Here is a 17,596-nt window from a genome sequence, read left to right as displayed (position 1 = left end):
TTACAAGTACAATATCAGCCATTGAGCAGCCTGCTATCTAAAAGATCAACTCAATTGACGTAAGTACATTTGTATGGTATTTTCCAATCCATAATACAAAGCATCGCTTATGAGTGCATGGCCTATGCTTACTTCATCAAGGGCTGGAATGTTTTGGGCAAAGTATTTCAGGTTTTCCAGATCAAGGTCATGGCCGGCGTTTATGCCAAGCCCTGCTTCATGGGCGACACGGGCGGCTTCTTTATAAGGCGCTATAGCGGCTTCTTTATTGGCAGCATAGCCATGCGCATATGCCTCTGTGTACAGTTCAATTCTATCTGTACCGGTAGTGGCGGCACCTTTTACCATCTCTACAACCGGGTCTACAAATATCGATACCCTGATGCCTGCATTTTTGAAAACAGCGATGATCTCTTTCAAATATTGCTGGTTGGCCATAGTATCCCATCCGTGGTTTGATGTGATCTGGCCCAGCGCATCAGGTACCAGCGTTACCTGCTCCGGCTTTACGGCTAAAACCAGGTCGACAAACTTTTGCTCCTGGCAGTTACCTTCTATATTGAACTCTGTAGTGACAATCTTTTTCAGCTCATAAACATCGTTATAGCGGATATGCCTTTCATCGGGCCGAGGGTGCACAGTAATGCCCTGGGCGCCAAAACGCTCACAGTCCTTAGCTACCTGGATCAAATCGGGGTTGTTGCCACCGCGTGAATTACGCAGGGTTGCTATTTTATTGATGTTTACTGATAACCTTGTCATATCGCTGAAGTTTGTGGGCAAATATCTGCATAACGCTCATAACATTAAAAAGATATTTAAGATCAGGTACGGACTATAGTGTTCACGAACACACAGATGAACACTGTGAACATCGATAAACAATTAGTTATCAGGGATATAAAAATTATGGTGACATTGTGCTGTCACCATAATTCCAGGATAAGGTAGCACTTTCATACTTGCCGACAAGTTCTTCGTGACGAATGGGTGTGCTGTATTTATATCAGTGGATGTTTTTTTTCTTTTGCCGGAAAAGAAAAAGAACGAAAAAGAGACCTCGCAGCCGCGCCAGCTTGCTTTGAAAGGCTGTGGTATAGCAGCGCCTGTGCTACCCGCAATCTGACAATGCCGCACTATTTTAAGGAGAACTATATCACATTAACCCACCCCTAACCCCGCCAAGGAGGGGAATTATAATGTTAATTATTCAGTTTCTGACATAGCAGAATATTTAATTAACCATTCTTACACTCCGGGAAGGGAGTTACAGCGCTGCCAATCAAAAAAAAGCCCCGATAATTCGGGGCTTGATATATAATAAGTACTCCTATTTAAGCGGCGGGAATTTCGCACCGTCAAATATACTGTTTTGCGCGGCCATTTTCTCCACATCCTGCCAGCTTCTTGGCGCATCAGCCGAAAGATTAGTGCCTTTGTCTTTACCAATCAGGATGTCATCCTCTATACGTACACCTATATTCCAGTATTTTTTATCGCACTTGCTGCCTGCAGGTATATATAAACCCGGCTCAACAGTTATTACCATGCCTTCTCTCAGGTCGCCCTGGTAATCACCTTTGTCATGCACATCAAGCCCAACATGGTGTGATACGCCGTGTGGATAATAGGTACGCAGTTCCTTGGCATCTTTTATTATACCCAGCTTAATTAAGCCTGCGGCTAACACTTCGCCGGTTTTTGCTTCCAGGTCGCGGTACTTAACGCCTTCCTTACACATCTTGAAAACCTCTTCCTGGGCATCATACACTATCTGATAAATGGCCTTCTGCTCCTCGCTAAACTTACCGGTAGGCGGCACCGTACGGGTAACATCGGCCGAGTAGCCATGATACTCGGAGCCTACATCCAGCAGTACCAACTGGTTATTCAATACGGTTTCGTTGTTTTCTTCATAGTGTAAAATACAAGCATTAGCGCCTACACCTACAATTGGAGGGTAACCTTCGTCCTCTGCACCGTATTTTTTATGCACATATAAAAGTATACCTTCAAGCTCGCGCTCGCTCATGCTTGGCTTAATAGCTTTCATTACCTCTGCATGCGCGATGGCAGATAGCTGAGCGGTTTTTTTCATCAACGCAATTTCTTCAGGCTGTTTTATTCCGCGGAGCGCAACGGTATAATCATTAAATGAGTTTGCTGCTCCATACTTGCTTTTGATTTTCTCTTTAACCGCTACCAGTGTTACGCTGTCGGGTTTATTTACGAGTTGCTGTACCAACTCGTTACTATTATAAACCTCAGGCTTAAGGCTCTTTTTCAGATACTCCACTATGCGGGGCAGGGTAGCCGGTGTTCCATATTTATTTATAACGTTTAAGCTATTTAATAACGCTTTATCAATCACCGGCACATTAGCTTTAGCTTTAAAAGCGCTGATTAAACCGGCCAGCTCTCCTGTTGCATCAGCCGGAAGCTCGTCATATATAACCGCACTGAATTTCTTAAAGTCGACAGGGAATTTTTCAAACTCGCTGCTGTTGTATACACGCTTAAACCCAAGCTGTGACTTACCGCCATCTACGCCCAGGCGACGGCCGGTCCATTGCTCCTGTTGCGGGTCGCGTTTGCGCACAAACAACACTTCATTGTATGACGTATCTCCGGTGCCCTGTGTTTCTTTGAATACCAGCAGGGCGGCATCAGGTTCTTTATATCCCGAAAAATAATACAGATCGGGGTTAGCATGATACACGTAGTTTACGTCGTTTGAAAAAACGCGCTCGGGGTAAGCAAATATTACAGCTACCGAGTTGGCCGGCATCAGGTTACGTAACGCCTGCCTGCGGCCTGCATGAAACTCTTTAGACAGGTAATCTTTAGGCAGGTTTTGTTGAGAATGGGCCTGCAAAATGCTAAGGCATATAGCTGTGGTAGCAAGCAGTGTTTTTTTTATTGATCTCATGATTGTGTATTGTTCAGGTGAAAAAACCGGTTCAAATTACATAATATTCGTATATAATGAGCCATTGATTATAAAAACGTTATTGTAGATTATCAATTCACATATCAGAAAGGTGATCAAAAACAATGAATAGCTTGCTGTTATAAATTGGTGCTGCCTCAGTTCAACGCGTATTGTATACTTCGATGTTTAATCTTAACATGAAGAAGTGATGAATTGAGCAATATCAATGGCTAAAGCAGATAAGAACTTTTGTTTATCGGGTTGAACATCTTTAATGTGAGGCGGTAGTTCATCCATATAGCTAAAGTGTCCGGCGTCCTCATCCAGTTTAACTTCAATCTCCATTTCCTTTGGCAGTATTTCCATCAGCGTAAGTGCCTGGGTGGGTGGGGTAACAGTATCTTTGCCGCCCACACGCAGGTGTATCCGTGCATCAACAGATTGCAATGCATACGGGTGCCTGAAAAAATCAACCGGTGGCGCCAGAAGAGCAAGCCCCTTAAATTGCCATTTTGGCCCTGATACAACCTGGCACCCGGAGAGGGTTTTGGCTTTACCTCCTGCAAGTGCAAGCAATAATACGCATCCTAAAGAGTGCCCGATGCCAATAACCGGTTCATCAAAGCGCGCATATTGTTTCGAAGCAAGTTCAAGCCGCCTGATGCGTGTATTCAGATCTTCTATTGTTGGCACTGAAGATGCCAGCATGTCAAAATGAGGTGCAATAATGGTAAAGCCACGTACGGCAATGGCCCGCAGCAGCGAAAGGTGCCTCAGTGGGCTCCCACCCCGCCCTGCTGCAAAGAAAACAATACATGTTGGCTGCCTGGCTTCTAATATCGTTACCTTAAATGCCCCGGCATTATCTTGTATATGCAATGTGTTTTCAGTGACGCTCATACTTGTTTACCTGTCTATATTCCCCCCGATTTAGTAATTTTTAAATTTAATGAAGCTTTATTTAAGCCCCTATCAATAATAGTAATTACAATTTGAGAAACTATGAAAATTTAGTTAGCCATAGGGTAATAGTAAATAAGCTGCGCATAAACGATTGTAGCCAACCGGTGATCTTTAAAAATCGTAAAACCTTCTTTAATTTACAGATATAAAAAAACGGGTTGCCTAAGCAACCCGTTCAACAACTCAATCTGATATTATTATTTAAAAACCCGGATTATTAGGTAACAGTTTCGGATTAACATCCAATTCCTGCTGTGGTACAGGGAACAGGAGGTTTTTTTCTGAGAACGTAGCATTAAACACGGTTTTATGCCCTACAAAATCGTCCCAGTTACCGGTTACATCGTTATGTACCTTTCGAGTCCGTATCATGTCAAACCACATTTTGTTTTCAAAACAAAGCTCATAGTACCGTTGCAGCCATACTTCTTTTTCAAACGCATCCTGCGACAGGCCACCTATAGGATCAAGGTCAGCCCGTTCCCTTATCATGTTAACATACATAGTAGCGTTTGAATTTGGCCCTCCCCCGGCACGGTTAGATGCTTCTGCATACATCAGCATTACATCTGCCAGGCGATAAATGGTAAAGTTCAAGTCAGATTTCACCGTGTTATTTACGGCTACTGAATCAAAAAATTTATAAATGTATGGGCTTTTAAAATTTACAATAGCACCTGTTTTCTGGTTTTTATAGCTTGAATAGAAAAATTGTTTCTCTTCTACCCTTTTATCACCCTCAGGATAAGAGGCTAAAAACTGTTTGGTTGGATAAACAGATCCATATTCATCTGAATATAAAGATATACCCGAGTAGTTTGGAATGGTTAAGGCTGTTAGCGGATTGGTTAACGGCACTGCGGCAGAAAACTGCACCTGAAAAATGAATTCCCCCTTATTTTTATTACCGGGATCAATCATATCCCTGTATTCAGGAAACAATGTGTAACCTCCTTTGGTAATAACATCAAGCGAGCGTTTTGCCGACTCTGCATAGGCCGCATCACCACCGTTTATGGCTTTGCCGGCATAGGTTAAATAAACATCAGCCAATATTGATTTTACCGCTCCCATAGATACCCTGCCTGTAGTATTTTTCCATGGCAGGGTTGATCCTTCGGCCGCTAACAGATCAGGGATAATGATTTGGTCATATATTTCCTTAGCAGCAGTACGCGGTAAGTTCAGGTCAAGGCTTGCAGGTGGCTCGGTCACCTTAGGCACAGCCCCAAACATACGTACAAGGTAAAAGTAATATAATGCCCGTAGGGTTTTGGCTTCGGCCAGCATATTGTTTTTATCCTCGTCAGAAAGGCCGGCGGCATTGATCTGCGGTATTTTTTGTATAGCCAGGTTGGTTGCCCCTATCCCCAGATAAAGCTGCCTCCACCAGGTATCAAAATAAAACGAGGTGGAATTATAAGAAAGGTTCTGGTAGTTTACAAAGCCTGTTTGGCCAAGGTCGCTGTTCGCCTTGCCTGTCATAAACTCCATCAGGTTATAGGTATTACCACCGTAAGATGATGGCTGCCCGGTAAGCAGTCCCTGTAAATTTACGTACCCGGCATCGGCAAATGCCCTTGCTGCCTTGGCGCTCGAAAGATTTGATTCCGGTGTTAGAAAGCCTGTGGGATTTTCCTCCAGGAACTTTTTGCATGAGCACGATAGCATTACAGCCAGGCCCATTAACATATATCCAATTTTTTTCATGACGTTTTCTTTAATAGTTGTATTCATCCTTCTGCAAACTTAAAATGACGCCTGTATACCAAGGTTCCATACACGCGGGCGCGGCGGCGCAAAAAAGTCTACGTTTTGCGAAAAGGCAGCATTTGAACCATAGCTTTGGTTAAAGGTATCAACCTCCGGGTCGTAACCTGTGTATTTAGTTATCAGGAACAGGTTTTGTACGCTTGCATAAACTCTGAGGCGTGTAAGGCTGAGTTTTTTAACAACATCCGGTTGGAAGGTGTAACCTAATATAAAGTTCTGCCCTCTGATGAATGAACCATCCTCTACCCACCAGGTATCAAATTTGGAGTCCTGTGCAAACTTATAGTTCCTAACTTCAGATACCATTGTATTTTGGTTAGTAGGTGTCCAGGCATTAAGTACAGTGGTAAGGCTGTTTGCCAATGTCTGGCGGTCCTCAACAGAGTGCTTAAAGTTAGCTGCAGTATTTACACCCTGTACAAAGCGGATATCGAACGAGAAATCCCAATTTTTGTAACGCATTGTACTGTTGATGTTACCGGTCCATTTAGGATAAGCCTGGCCGATAATGCTATAGTATTCACTTCCGTCCGGGTTATATTTATACTTCCTGTCTCCTGGCTTCAATCCGTGAGTTGCCGCTTCAGCAGCCTCGTCGGTACCCCAGGTGCCTAAACGGGTACGTCCGTAGAAAGAACCGATCGGCTCGCCTACCCTTATCACAAAGTTTTGTCCCAAAAAGTTAGGGCCAGGGAAAATATCAGCATTGTTATCATTCAGCTTAAGCACCTTGTTTTTGTTCGCGGTGAACAGGAAGCTGGTTGACCATTCAAAATCGGTAGTGCGGATGTTTTGCGTATTTAAGGCTAACTCGATACCGCTGTTACGTACCGAGCCTATGTTCCGGTAAACGTTGGCCTGAACCTCACCCGCCGACCAAGGGATTGGTGTTTGTAAGAGCAGGTCTTTGGTAGTACGGTTATAATAATCCGCATTCAAACTGATGCGATCACCAAATAACCCTAATTCCAGTCCGGCATCAAACTGGTCAGATCGCTCCCATTTTAAATCGCGGTTACCTAAATAATTAGGCAATATAATGGTCTGGTTTTTTCCATCCAATACAGTGTTGCTTGGCGACAACTGCAATTGTGAAAGACCGTAGCCTATTTCCTGATTACCCGAGGTACCGTAACTGGCCCTTAGTTTTAAGTTAGAAATGGTTTTATTCCCTTTCAGGAAGTCTTCTTCAGATACGCGCCATGCGGCACCTACAGAAGGGAAGAAAGCGAATCGGTTATTAGCACCAAATCTTGATGAACCGTCGTAACGACCAGTAGCGGTGAATAAGTACTTCTCATCAAGGTTATAGGTAATACGTGCGTATACTGATGCCAATGAAGAGTAATTATCCTCCGATTCATTCGCAGATCTTACCGATCCGGCGGTTTGATTATGCCATTGGAAAAAGTCGTCAACAAAGTTTTGTGTTTCAGACCGTACCCTTTCAAAACCGGTACGCTGTAAAGAAGCACCTAACAAGGCGGTAAACCTGTTGCGCTCGTTGATCTTCTTGTTCCAGGTAAGGTAGTTTTCTGTTTGCCAATGGTAGTTCTCGTAAGCGTTGATATTAGCCACACCGCCCTGGTCCTGAGAAATGTGCGGCAGGTCCATAGCAGAATAAAAGTTGTTTTTTTGCGACCCTACTGTATAACCAAAGTCAGATTTAAAATCAAGCTCTTTAGTTAAATGCAATATCGCATACACGTTTCCAAGCGCCTGCAGGGTATTATTCAGTGTATAACGGTTATTGGCAATATGAACTGGGTTCGGCGCGCCTTCTAAACCGTTAATATCAAAGTTACCGGCCCAGGTACCATCAGGATACTTAACAGGCACGATCGGCACCTCTTCGGCCACTGCACGCGGCAGGTTAAGGCTACCGTTACCGTCTGTTACCAGCCTTTGCGTACTCCGGATAACGTTGATATTTCCGCCAACCTTAAGCCAATCATTTACGTCGTTATCCATTGTCATCTTCATGGAATAACGCTTAAAGTTTGATGTTGGCGCAAGGCCATTTTCATTCAGGTAACCAAGTGATATACTGTATACTGACTTTTCGCCGCCACCCTGCACCAATAACTGGTGATTCTGAGAAAATGATGGCTTATAGGTTTCTTTTTCCCAGTTGGTATCATATATAGGGTTATCATTCTCATCAAAAAGCTTTGGGTAGTTTGCATGATTAAGCGCTGCCGGCGGGGTCCAAACGTCACCTACTGGGTCATATTTTTGTCCGTTGGCAAAGGCTTTGTTATACACATCAATAAATTCCCTGGCATTTAAGGTAGGCAGGTGCCTGTAAAGCTGGTTTACGTACAGGTTGTTTTCATAGCTAACAGTTGCGGGTCCTTTTCTTCCTCTTTTAGTAGTGATCATGATCACCCCGTTAGCACCGCGTGAACCGTAGATAGCTGTTGATGACGCGTCTTTCAACACTTCCATCGAGGCAACATCATTAGGGTTGATGGTATTGGGATCTACACCTATTACACCATCCACCACATAAAGCGGATCGATATTGGAGTTGATAGAACCTATACCCCTGATGCGGACCTTTGCACCTGCACCCGGCGCGGTACTGTTAACGCTTACATCCACACCGGCAACCTTACCCTGCAATGCCTGGGTAACGTTGGTAACCGGCCGGTCTACAAGCCTGTCTCCCTTTACGGTAGCGACAGAACCGGTAAGGTCTGATTTTTTTACGGTACCGTAGCCAATAACCACCACTTCATTCAGGGAATTTGCTTTGGCTTCCATTTGTACATTAAGCGGGCCATTGCCGGCAGGAAGCTCTTTGGTTACATAACCGGTATAAGAAAAAGCGATAATGGTTGTTGCATTGGGCGTAGATAGGGTGTAATTACCATTTTGATCGGTTACTGTACCGGTGCTTGTGCCCTTGATCTGAACTGTAACACCAATTAACGACTGGCCGTCTTTGGCGTCTGTTACCTTTCCTGTAACCTGTACCTGTGCCCAGGCCTGTACGGAAAGCATACATAAGAGTGTTAGGTAGATAATTTTTTTCATAATGAGTTTGAGGTTTGAGTTAAAGTGTTTCTGTTTAGAGAAGCAGAAAGGATTACGGTGGTATATCTACCCCGCAAGAAATTGGTTGAGTGTGCATTTTCAATTAGTTATAGATGTTTATGCCGTTACAGCATTTGCTCTTTATATACGGATAGCTGGCTACCCCTCTTTAAGCACTTGTTTTGCCCAAAGCTTTAGTATATCTATGGCATCATACAGTACACCTGCCTCGCCCCTAAAATCGCCTGATCCTTTGGGCTTACCGGTTTGTACATCATACCATTCATAAAATCCTTTATTTTCTATGGCCCTTGCAAGCATGGGTTTCAAATCCCGGTAAGCATCTGTAAGTAAGCCGTAGGGCTTTAATGCTTCGGCTATGCGGCCGCCAAACCATGTCCAGTCGCCTGCATTCTGGTACAGGTATGGTTTCATGTTAGGGAATTGCGATAATGGGTAAGGCGGGTAAACAGTTATGCCGATGGTGGCGTATTTTTCTTTAGCCGCTGCAGCGCGGAATTGCCTTAATATCTGTTTTATTTCTGCCGGGGTATTAAAGCCGGCCATTATCGCACAGATAGTTCCGCCGGTATATAAAATAGCCTTTTCATCAAAACTCCCGCTGAAAGGGCTTCCGTTAAGGTAAAGGTGGGGTATATATTTATTATTGGCAGACGACCACAGGTGCGCCCTTACCTGTTTCTTAAGTTTTGCAGCAATATCCTGCCAGTTTTTTTGAAAAGTATAACCTGCGGGTTTCATCTCTGCCAAATCGCGAAGGGCGATGGCAAACATGGCGTTGTCATAAATATCAATACTCCACTTGGTTTGTTTATTGATGGCTACGCCCCAGCCTGCTTCGGGCTGTACATCGCCCCAATCAATGGTTGTGGCGCCTTTTACAAGCTGATATCTGGCACTCCAACGGTCGGTAAGAATGTATTGCATGGCATCTTCCATTCTTCTCATTACTGTTTTGCCGTCTATCACTTCCGTAAGGATAGAGGCATCCCCAGTAACATCAATATATTTTTTTACCGCCTGCACCAAAGACGACTCCTGATCCGTTTCCACAGTATTTTTATGTGCCGCCCATGTTGGGAGCAATTTGGAGTAACGATACGCATACCCGCCATGCGCTTTAGAAGTATCAACCAGTCCGTCAACAATGTTACCGTCGTCACCCTGTATCTTGAAAAACAGGAGTAAAACATCCTTAACGGTTTGTTTATCCCTCACCTTTAAAGAACCCCTGATAAAAGTATTGAAATCACGGATCCAGACCTCATTATATGATGTGCCCGCAGAAAAACCTTTTAACAATTGGAGCGCATTACGCTGTATACTATCCAGGTTGCGATCATTCAATATCTGCCGCGCAACAGTTTTATCAGTTAACGACTGCCCCTGCACATATTTAGAACCGCACAAAGCAAACACTACTAATAGCGTAAAAAGCTTCTTCATCGGCAACTGGGTTAAGAAAAACTTAGGTTATAAAAAATTGCAACTATAAAATTACAATCATGTACAAACATAAATTCATAATATTAAAATACAAATTATTTTTAAATTTTAAGCAATTTTGCCTTATATGCAATATTTACTGGACGGCAAAAAAGAGGGAGGAATCTTTATCAGGCATTGAAAAACGTTATTTTAAGACTAATTGGTTATGATGTCGAAACCTTAAAAAAATATTATTGTTTTGATTTATTAAAAAATTTAATCAACGTGTAATTTATGCACCACACATCTGCTATTTATTAACTGAAAAACATAGATAATTTTCTTAATTAACGCTACCATATAGATCCTCAAAGAACTGAACCTTAAAAATCAGAACAGCTACAGGCGCACCTGATTACCTCGTTAATAAACTGTGATTAGTTGCTGCATACCTATTTCGTTTAAAATGTATTGCCCTTAATTTTAAAGCAATTAAAACCCTTCAAATATTTATTTTGATATGCATTTATAAATTATATGTTTGTACATTATTACAAAGCAGAACATCACTAATTTATCTTCATAAACCATTACAATTCAACTACTTTTATTTATGAGATTTTGTATTAAACTTTTTTTTGTACTCTTAACCATATGCCAGGCAACTGCTATATATGCACAAAACGTAACGCAGCATTTTACATCTGTCAGCCTGCAGCAAACTGTAGCTTTTATAAAGCAAAACGGGCAGGAACGCAGGGTAGCAAGATTAATTTTTAATAACGGTAAAAACTACTCAGACGGGCAATTAACAGTTAGTTTTAACGGCCATACCGATAAATTACAGATACCCCTGAATAAGGAAGGACAAACTGTATTCGAAGTGCCTTTGCCGGGCCCGGATATAAAAGTTTCCACACAGGCCTCCGTTACTTTGGTAAGCGGGAACCGCACCTATTCGGCGCGCTGTATTGTTGAACCAGCCCGTAATAACTGGAAAGTTTATGTACTGCCACACTCGCATGTTGATATAGGGTATACTAACACACAGGCCAAAGTGCTAAAGCTTCACATGGATAATATTGACGAGTCGATAGCCCTGGCAGAGAAAACGCAAAACTACCCTCCAGGGGCGCAATTTAAATGGACCACCGAGGCTATATGGGTTGTGGATAATTATCTTAAACTTTCAAGTGCTGAAAAACAAGCACGTTTTTGGAATGCTGTAAAAAAGGGATGGATAAACCTTGATGGCGCTTATGGCAACATCAATACCAGCCTTACCGATTCCCGGCAGCTGATGCAAATGTTTTTCCGGTCGCAGCAACTGGCTAAACAGAACGGCATAGAGATACATACCATGTTTCAGGGTGATGTACCCGGAGCCTCATGGGGGCTGGCCGCGCAATCAGAACAAACCGGCATCAAATACTTCCTATCGGGGCCTAACGCTTCTGACAGGATAGGCAACCTGGCTAAATGGCAGGATAAACCATTTTACTGGTTGTCACCATCGGGAAAAGAAAAATTGCTGTTTTGGCAGTGCCAGCCCTATTCCATAGGGTACAAACTTAAAGGCACCAAAATACCTAACTTTTTCACCATCGAGGATCCTAAACCCTATTATACAGGCAAACCATCAGAAAATTTCCTTAACCCTTACCTGTTTGAGTATCTGGGTGAACTGGAGCAGAAAGGGTTTCCGTACGACATGACCATACTGACCTGGGCTATGAGCGATAACGCCCCTATAGACCCGGAACTGCCGGATGCGGTAAAAGCATGGAATGAGCATTACTCATCACCCAAGCTTGTTATCACATCAACTGCCCAATTTTTTAACGACCTGGAAAAGAAGTATAAAGACAAACTGCCGGTTTTTTCCGGAGATTACACCGAATACTGGACCGATGGCGTATCATCTGCCGCTAAAGAAACAGCCATGAGCAGGAAGGCTTCAGACAAACTTAAACAAGCCGATGCGATATGGGCAATGCGCGGCCTGCCAAACTACCCGGCAGGTAATTTTGCGGATACCTGGAAAAACCTGCTGCTCTTCAGCGAGCATACCTGGGGTGCATATAACAGCGTGGACGAGCCGGAAAACCCAAAGGTCATCAGCGAATGGCAGGTTAAGCGCTCATTTGCAGAAACCGGTTATAAAAAGGCAGATTCGCTGTTAAAAGTGGCTGCTACTGCCAGCCAGGCCGGCAATAACCTGCTGGACGTTTATAACACGCTTGGATGGCCGCGTACCGATGTTGTATATGTTTCTGCAGCATTAAGCCGGGCAGGTGACCTGGTTAAAGATGCATCTGGTAAAAAAGCGCCTTCACAACGGTTAAGTACCGGCGATCTGGCCATTTTGGCAAATGTACCTGCGTTTGGCAAAACTACTTATACCATTAGTAAAGGAAAGGCTTTTCATAACGGGATAGCTAAAATTACCGGCAATACACTTTTTAACGGGCTATATACGGTAATTATAGATAAAGCAAACGGTAACATCAGTAAGTTAATTAAGTATGGCAGAAACTTTGTAAACGACACCGCATCACTTGATCAATACATCTACCTCCCTGGCGATACTTTAAAGTATAAGCAAACAAGCTCAAATGCCAGGATAAGCATTAAAGAAAACGGCCCACTGGTGGTAAGTTTAATTGTAACGGCTGATGCGCCCGGCACTAACAGTTTAAAAAGGGAAGTAAGACTGGTAAGCGGGGTAGATAATATAGAGATCATCAATACAATAGATAAGAAGGCTATCCGCCGCAAGGAAAGTGTTCATTTTGCCTTTCCTTTTGAAGTGCCGCAGGCCCAGGTACATTACAATATACCATGGGGAAGTATCGCTGCAGAAGCCGATCAGTTACCTTACGCCAACCACAACTGGTATACCATGCAACGCTGGTTAGATGTATCTAACGACAGTTATGGTATTACGTGGAGCAGCCCGGACGCCCCTTTGTTTGAGATCGGCAAAATAACTACGGCAAATCTGTTGGGCGGCCTTCATTTCTCCCCTTATTGGATAACATTTACTCCGCAATCGTCGCAGGTTTATTCATGGGTGATGAACAATTTATGGCATACCAATTTCAGGGCAGACCAAGATGGGGTAAGCAGCTACCGTTACTACATACAGGCACACAATAAGGGTTATGATGCATACAAAGCAAACCAGTATGGCCTTAGCAATCATCAGCCACTGGTTGCTGCACCGGGCTCTCAAAGTACTGACAACGGCTTATTTTTTAATATCGCCGCAAACAATGTTTATGTTGAAAGCCTGAAACAGGCAGATAACGGAAAAGGCGTAATTATCACGTTGGTGAACGCAGCAGATAATGGCAGCGTTATTACATTGACATCCAAGCAAAAAAAGGAATTAAAAGTTTGGGAAAGCGATTTAATGGAAACAGAGAAACGAAAGTTAAACGGCACAATCGCGATACCGGCCAAAGGGATACTTACTTTGAAAGTAGAAGAATAAATTAACACTGTGAGTCGCCCTGAAAAAGGCTGGCAGTTTCAAATGAGTGAATATTAGTCCTTGTAAGGTTATACCGGCAAGGACTTTTTTTGTGTATTACTCTTGGTGTTTGATAACTTGATGAGAGATGTGATTTTATTGTATGGTAAAGATCAACCGACTGTTTAATCATTTTTTAGACTGACTCATATTTACAGGTTAATATTCAGGTGATCGTTCCTGATGAAGCCGTTGACTCGTTCAGCTAAAGCACTATAGCACCTGCTGAACGGCTCTTAACGCTTCCTCTGCCCATTATCCAGATCCCTTTTCCACATTTTTTGTTGATACCATAAGCTTTAAATTATTTGCAGGTAAAGTAGACAAATAAGCGCTTTTTGTTTAGGCAGATAGTTATCAGCGCGTATTCAAGGCTCTCATGATGTTACGTGTCAGGCGCTGTAAAAGCGTCGCATCTTCGGTAATAATTTCGGCACTGGCCAACATACCTTCTTTTAGGTGCACCGGCCGCTTCATATCAGACATTTTTGAATTTAGCTGTACCTTTGATATAAAAATGCTGTCTTTGTAAGGTACGTCAGAGAGGTAGCTTATCTTACCCCGCATCATACCAAACTCTTCAAATGGATAGCTTTTTAATTTGACCAGCACTTCCTGGCCTTCTTTAACCTTCCCCAGGTTATCCTGCGGAATGTTCATTTCACCAAAAAATTGATCGTTACCGGCATTTACATAAAACACATCCTGCCCAGCAGTAATTATCTGGTTTTGCTGAATGATGCCGGCAAATGCTACACGGCCGGTTTGCGAAGCTGTTAATACGTATTTGGTTTTCCAGTCTTCAGCCTGGCTGATAAGGCTGTTTAGCGCCTGTGCAAATTTCGACCGCTCTTCAAGCACCTGGTTATCCAGTTCCATAATCTCTTTTTGCTTAGCCAAAAGATTTGTGTTGGCGGTGATCAAAGAAGCGTCGGTTTGCAATAGGGGCGACTTGCGTGCTATATATTTACTTTCCTGCTGACGCAGTTCGGCAGGGGTCTCTACTTTTTGCTGCGCAAGTTTTTTGTGCATATCATATTCCTCCTGAGCCAGCTTAAAATCTCGCTGTTGCAATTCACGTTCGGCCTTTAATTGCGAAATTTGCTGATTAAGGGATTCATTATCTTTTTGTAGATATATCCTTTTTTTTACTAAAAAACCATTTTCTATTGTAGAGTTATAAGTAATATATGATTGGGTGAATGATTGGTAAGCCGGCTGTAATTCACCCAGTTCTCCATTACCCGCCAATGCAAATACACTTTTATCCAAGGGCTGGCCATTGTTCAGCTGTTTTTGCACCAGTTGCAGTTTGGCTATAAGCGTTAAAACCGCCTGATGGTTCGCAGTACTTTCAATAAAAGCCAGCGGTTGATTTTCCTGCACCAACTGGTTATTGCTCACCATTATTTTCACCAGCTTACCGGCAACTTTGGCCACAACCTGTTTGGGTTTATCAGGCGATGTTATTTTTAGTTGTGTTTTAACAATATCCGGATATTTAATGAGTGCCGACAAGCTTAAAATAAGTACAAGCACGCAAAAGAACAGCGTGATACCCCAGCGCAGCAACCATGATGGTACCGCTGTAATGATATCCTGCACATCGTCTGAGTGCCTTACCTGGGTATTGGTATCAGTAGAAAAAATTGGCATAACTATTAGTTTACATTCCTAACTCCAACTGGTTTTTTACCAGATTATAATACTCGCCCCTTGCGGTCGTCAGTTCGTGATGGGTACCTTGCTCTGTAATATGACCATGGTTCAGCACAATGATATTATCAGCATTGCTTACTGTACTTAGCCGGTGTGCCACAACAACCACTGTGCGCCCATTAAAAAACTCCTTTAAATTTTGCATGATAACACGCTCGTTATTGGCATCAAGCGCGTTAGTCGCCTCGTCAAAAAAGATGTATTCCGGATCCTTGTATACGGCGCGGGCGATGAGCAGGCGTTGACGCTGGCCCTGGCTGATGCCGTTGCCCTCTGCTCCGATCTTGGTATTTAATCCCAATGGCAGGCCATCGATCAAATCCTGAATATTAGCAACTTTTATGGCATGCTTAAGCTTTTGCTTGTCTGGGTATTCGTCGCCAACGGCAATATTGCGTTCTATGGTGTCAGAAAATATAAAGCCATCCTGCATCACAACGCCGCAGCTGCCCCGCCAGGTTTTAAAACTTATGTTACCAAGTGCTTGTTCGCCTACTTTTATATCGCCCTGCTGCGGCTCATAAAACCTGAGCAGCAGTTTTAAAATAGTTGTTTTACCGCTACCGCTCATACCTACAATGGCCGTTGTCTTTCCTTGTGGTATCTTAAGATCAATATTTTGTAAAACCGGCTCGTTACCTGCCCCCGGGTACCTGAAAGTAAGATTATTAAGGCTGATGCCGAGGTTTTGCGGTAGCTCATGACTAAACTCTTTCTCTGCCGGCTCTTCGTCGTCCATTTCATGTATTTCATTCAATCTCTCCAAACTGATCTTGGCATCCTGAAAGCCCTGAATGAAGGATAAAAACATTTGTATAGGGCTATTTAGCTGGCCAATGATATACTGTACAGCCATCATAGCGCCCAATGTTAAATTACCTTCTATAACAGCCTTGGCACTCAAAAATGTAATAAGCAGATTGGTCGACTCATTAATAAACGTTGAGCCCCCTTGCTGGTACTGGCTCAAAGCCAGGTTTTTCACGTTAAACTTAAATAATCTTGCCTGCAAATGTTCCCATTCCCACCGTTTTTGCTGTTCGCAGTTATTTAGTTTAATTTCCTGCATCCCACTTACTAATTGTACAATACTACTTTGGTTTTTTGAAGATATTTCAAAACTTTTATAGTTGATCTCGCGGCGGCGTTTAAGAAAGGCTAATATCCATCCAACATAAAGAATGCTGCTTAGCAGATAAACAAAAAATATAGTGGTATTGTAATACGCAAGAACAACTGAAAATACCACCAGGTTAAACATGGAAAAAAGGGTGCTTAATGTTGAACCCGTCAAAAAAGTTTCGATACGCCGCTGATCATTCATGCGCTGCATGATATCGCCGGTCATTTTGGTATCAAAAAAGCTAATAGGCAACTTCATCAGCTTGATCAGGAAATCTGTAAGGATAGAAATATTTACCCTTGTGCTGATATGCAGCAATATCCACGAGCGGATAAACTCAACGCTCACCCTGCCAACGATCAGCATTGCCTGAGCAATAATCACCAGGTAAACGAAGTTCAGGTTACGGGTGTTAATACCGATATCAACTACAGATTGTGTTAAGAACGGCGTAACCAGTTGTAACAATGTGCCAATGCCCAAACCAAACAGAAGTTGCAAAACCAATTGCCGGTACGTTACCAGGTAGCGCAGCAAAAACCCCCAACTAACCTTATCTTGTTTCTCATCATCCTGCTCATAAAAATAAGGTGTAGGTGCAAGTAGCAGGGCAATCCCCTCGTTATTATCTTTATCTGACAGCCAGGCTGCGGCAAAATCGGCTTCGCTCAAAGTAACCAGGCCACTACCGGGATCAGCGATGTAATACCTCCCTTTCTTTATTTTGTATAAAACTACAAAGTGGTTTTGTCGCCAGTGTAAGATGCAGGGCAGTTCGGCTTCCTTTAGGTCGGCCAGGTTAAGCCTGGCGCCCAACGATCTGAATCCCAACTTTTCGGAAGCATCACTGATACCCAATAAAGAAACACCTTCGCGGTTTATCTCGCAAAGCTGCCTTAATTTTTGTATTTTAATGTTGCGGCCGTAATGTTTCGAGATCATGCGCAAACAGGAAGGGCCGCAGTCCATCTGGTCGGGTTGTTTGTAAAAGGGGAATGGCATCAGGTAGTTTGTATCAATGTAAGTTAGTAAATAGATTTAACATACACCAAGAGTGAAGCAC

9 protein-coding genes are annotated in these 17,596 nt (G+C 43.1%); 1 reads left to right on the top strand and 8 read right to left on the bottom strand.

Translation table 11 applies throughout. The features are described from left to right. Nucleotides 1-45: 45 nt before the first annotated feature. From ACFQZX_RS07260 to ACFQZX_RS07235, 6 genes are all read right to left on the bottom strand, one after another. Nucleotides 46-762, bottom strand: coding sequence for a pyridoxine 5'-phosphate synthase (locus ACFQZX_RS07260; RefSeq protein ID WP_377113153.1), 717 nt, complete (start codon nt 760-762; stop codon nt 46-48). Nucleotides 763-1,330: 568 nt separating this feature from the next. After that, nucleotides 1,331-2,929, bottom strand: a complete 1,599-nt coding sequence (locus tag ACFQZX_RS07255) for an aminopeptidase P family protein (RefSeq protein ID WP_377113151.1) — start codon at nt 2,927-2,929, stop codon at nt 1,331-1,333. Between the two features lie 195 nt (nt 2,930-3,124). Further along, the gene (locus ACFQZX_RS07250) at nt 3,125-3,832 is read right to left on the bottom strand and encodes an alpha/beta hydrolase (protein ID WP_377113149.1); all 708 of its coding nucleotides are present in this window, start codon (nt 3,830-3,832) and stop codon (nt 3,125-3,127) included. A 264-nt stretch (nt 3,833-4,096) separates the two neighbouring features. Beyond that, nucleotides 4,097-5,605 carry a RagB/SusD family nutrient uptake outer membrane protein gene (locus ACFQZX_RS07245; protein ID WP_377113146.1) on the bottom strand — a complete coding sequence of 503 codons (1,509 nt, stop codon included), beginning with the start codon at nt 5,603-5,605 and terminating at the stop codon, nt 4,097-4,099. A 39-nt stretch (nt 5,606-5,644) separates the two neighbouring features. Further along, entirely contained in the window at nt 5,645-8,707 is a 3,063-nt protein-coding gene (locus ACFQZX_RS07240) for a SusC/RagA family TonB-linked outer membrane protein (RefSeq protein ID WP_377113143.1), read from the bottom strand. A gap of 159 nt (nt 8,708-8,866) precedes the next feature. Further along, nucleotides 8,867-10,174: a hypothetical protein gene (locus ACFQZX_RS07235; RefSeq protein WP_377113141.1), complete on the bottom strand. Its 1,308-nt coding sequence runs from the start codon at nt 10,172-10,174 to the stop codon at nt 8,867-8,869. Between the two features lie 595 nt (nt 10,175-10,769). On the opposite strand from ACFQZX_RS07235, the gene ACFQZX_RS07230 reads away from it, so the two are divergent. Then, nucleotides 10,770-13,652: a glycoside hydrolase family 38 N-terminal domain-containing protein gene (locus tag ACFQZX_RS07230; RefSeq protein ID WP_377113139.1), complete on the top strand. Its 2,883-nt coding sequence runs from the start codon at nt 10,770-10,772 to the stop codon at nt 13,650-13,652. A gap of 396 nt (nt 13,653-14,048) precedes the next feature. Here the strand turns inward: ACFQZX_RS07230 and ACFQZX_RS07225 are convergent, their stop codons facing one another. Both ACFQZX_RS07225 and ACFQZX_RS07220 read right to left on the bottom strand, forming a co-directional pair. Then, nucleotides 14,049-15,347 (bottom strand): HlyD family secretion protein, encoded by a 1,299-nt coding sequence (locus ACFQZX_RS07225; protein WP_377113137.1) that lies wholly within the window; start codon nt 15,345-15,347, stop codon nt 14,049-14,051. A 10-nt stretch (nt 15,348-15,357) separates the two neighbouring features. Next, nucleotides 15,358-17,535 (bottom strand): peptidase domain-containing ABC transporter, encoded by a 2,178-nt coding sequence (locus ACFQZX_RS07220; RefSeq protein WP_377113135.1) that lies wholly within the window; start codon nt 17,533-17,535, stop codon nt 15,358-15,360. Nucleotides 17,536-17,596: the final 61 nt, after the last annotated feature.

Origin of the sequence: Mucilaginibacter litoreus (genome assembly GCF_042676805.1) — a bacterium.
Lineage (GTDB): Bacteria > Bacteroidota > Bacteroidia > Sphingobacteriales > Sphingobacteriaceae > Mucilaginibacter > Mucilaginibacter litoreus.
This window is presented reverse-complemented; position numbering and strand designations above follow the sequence as displayed.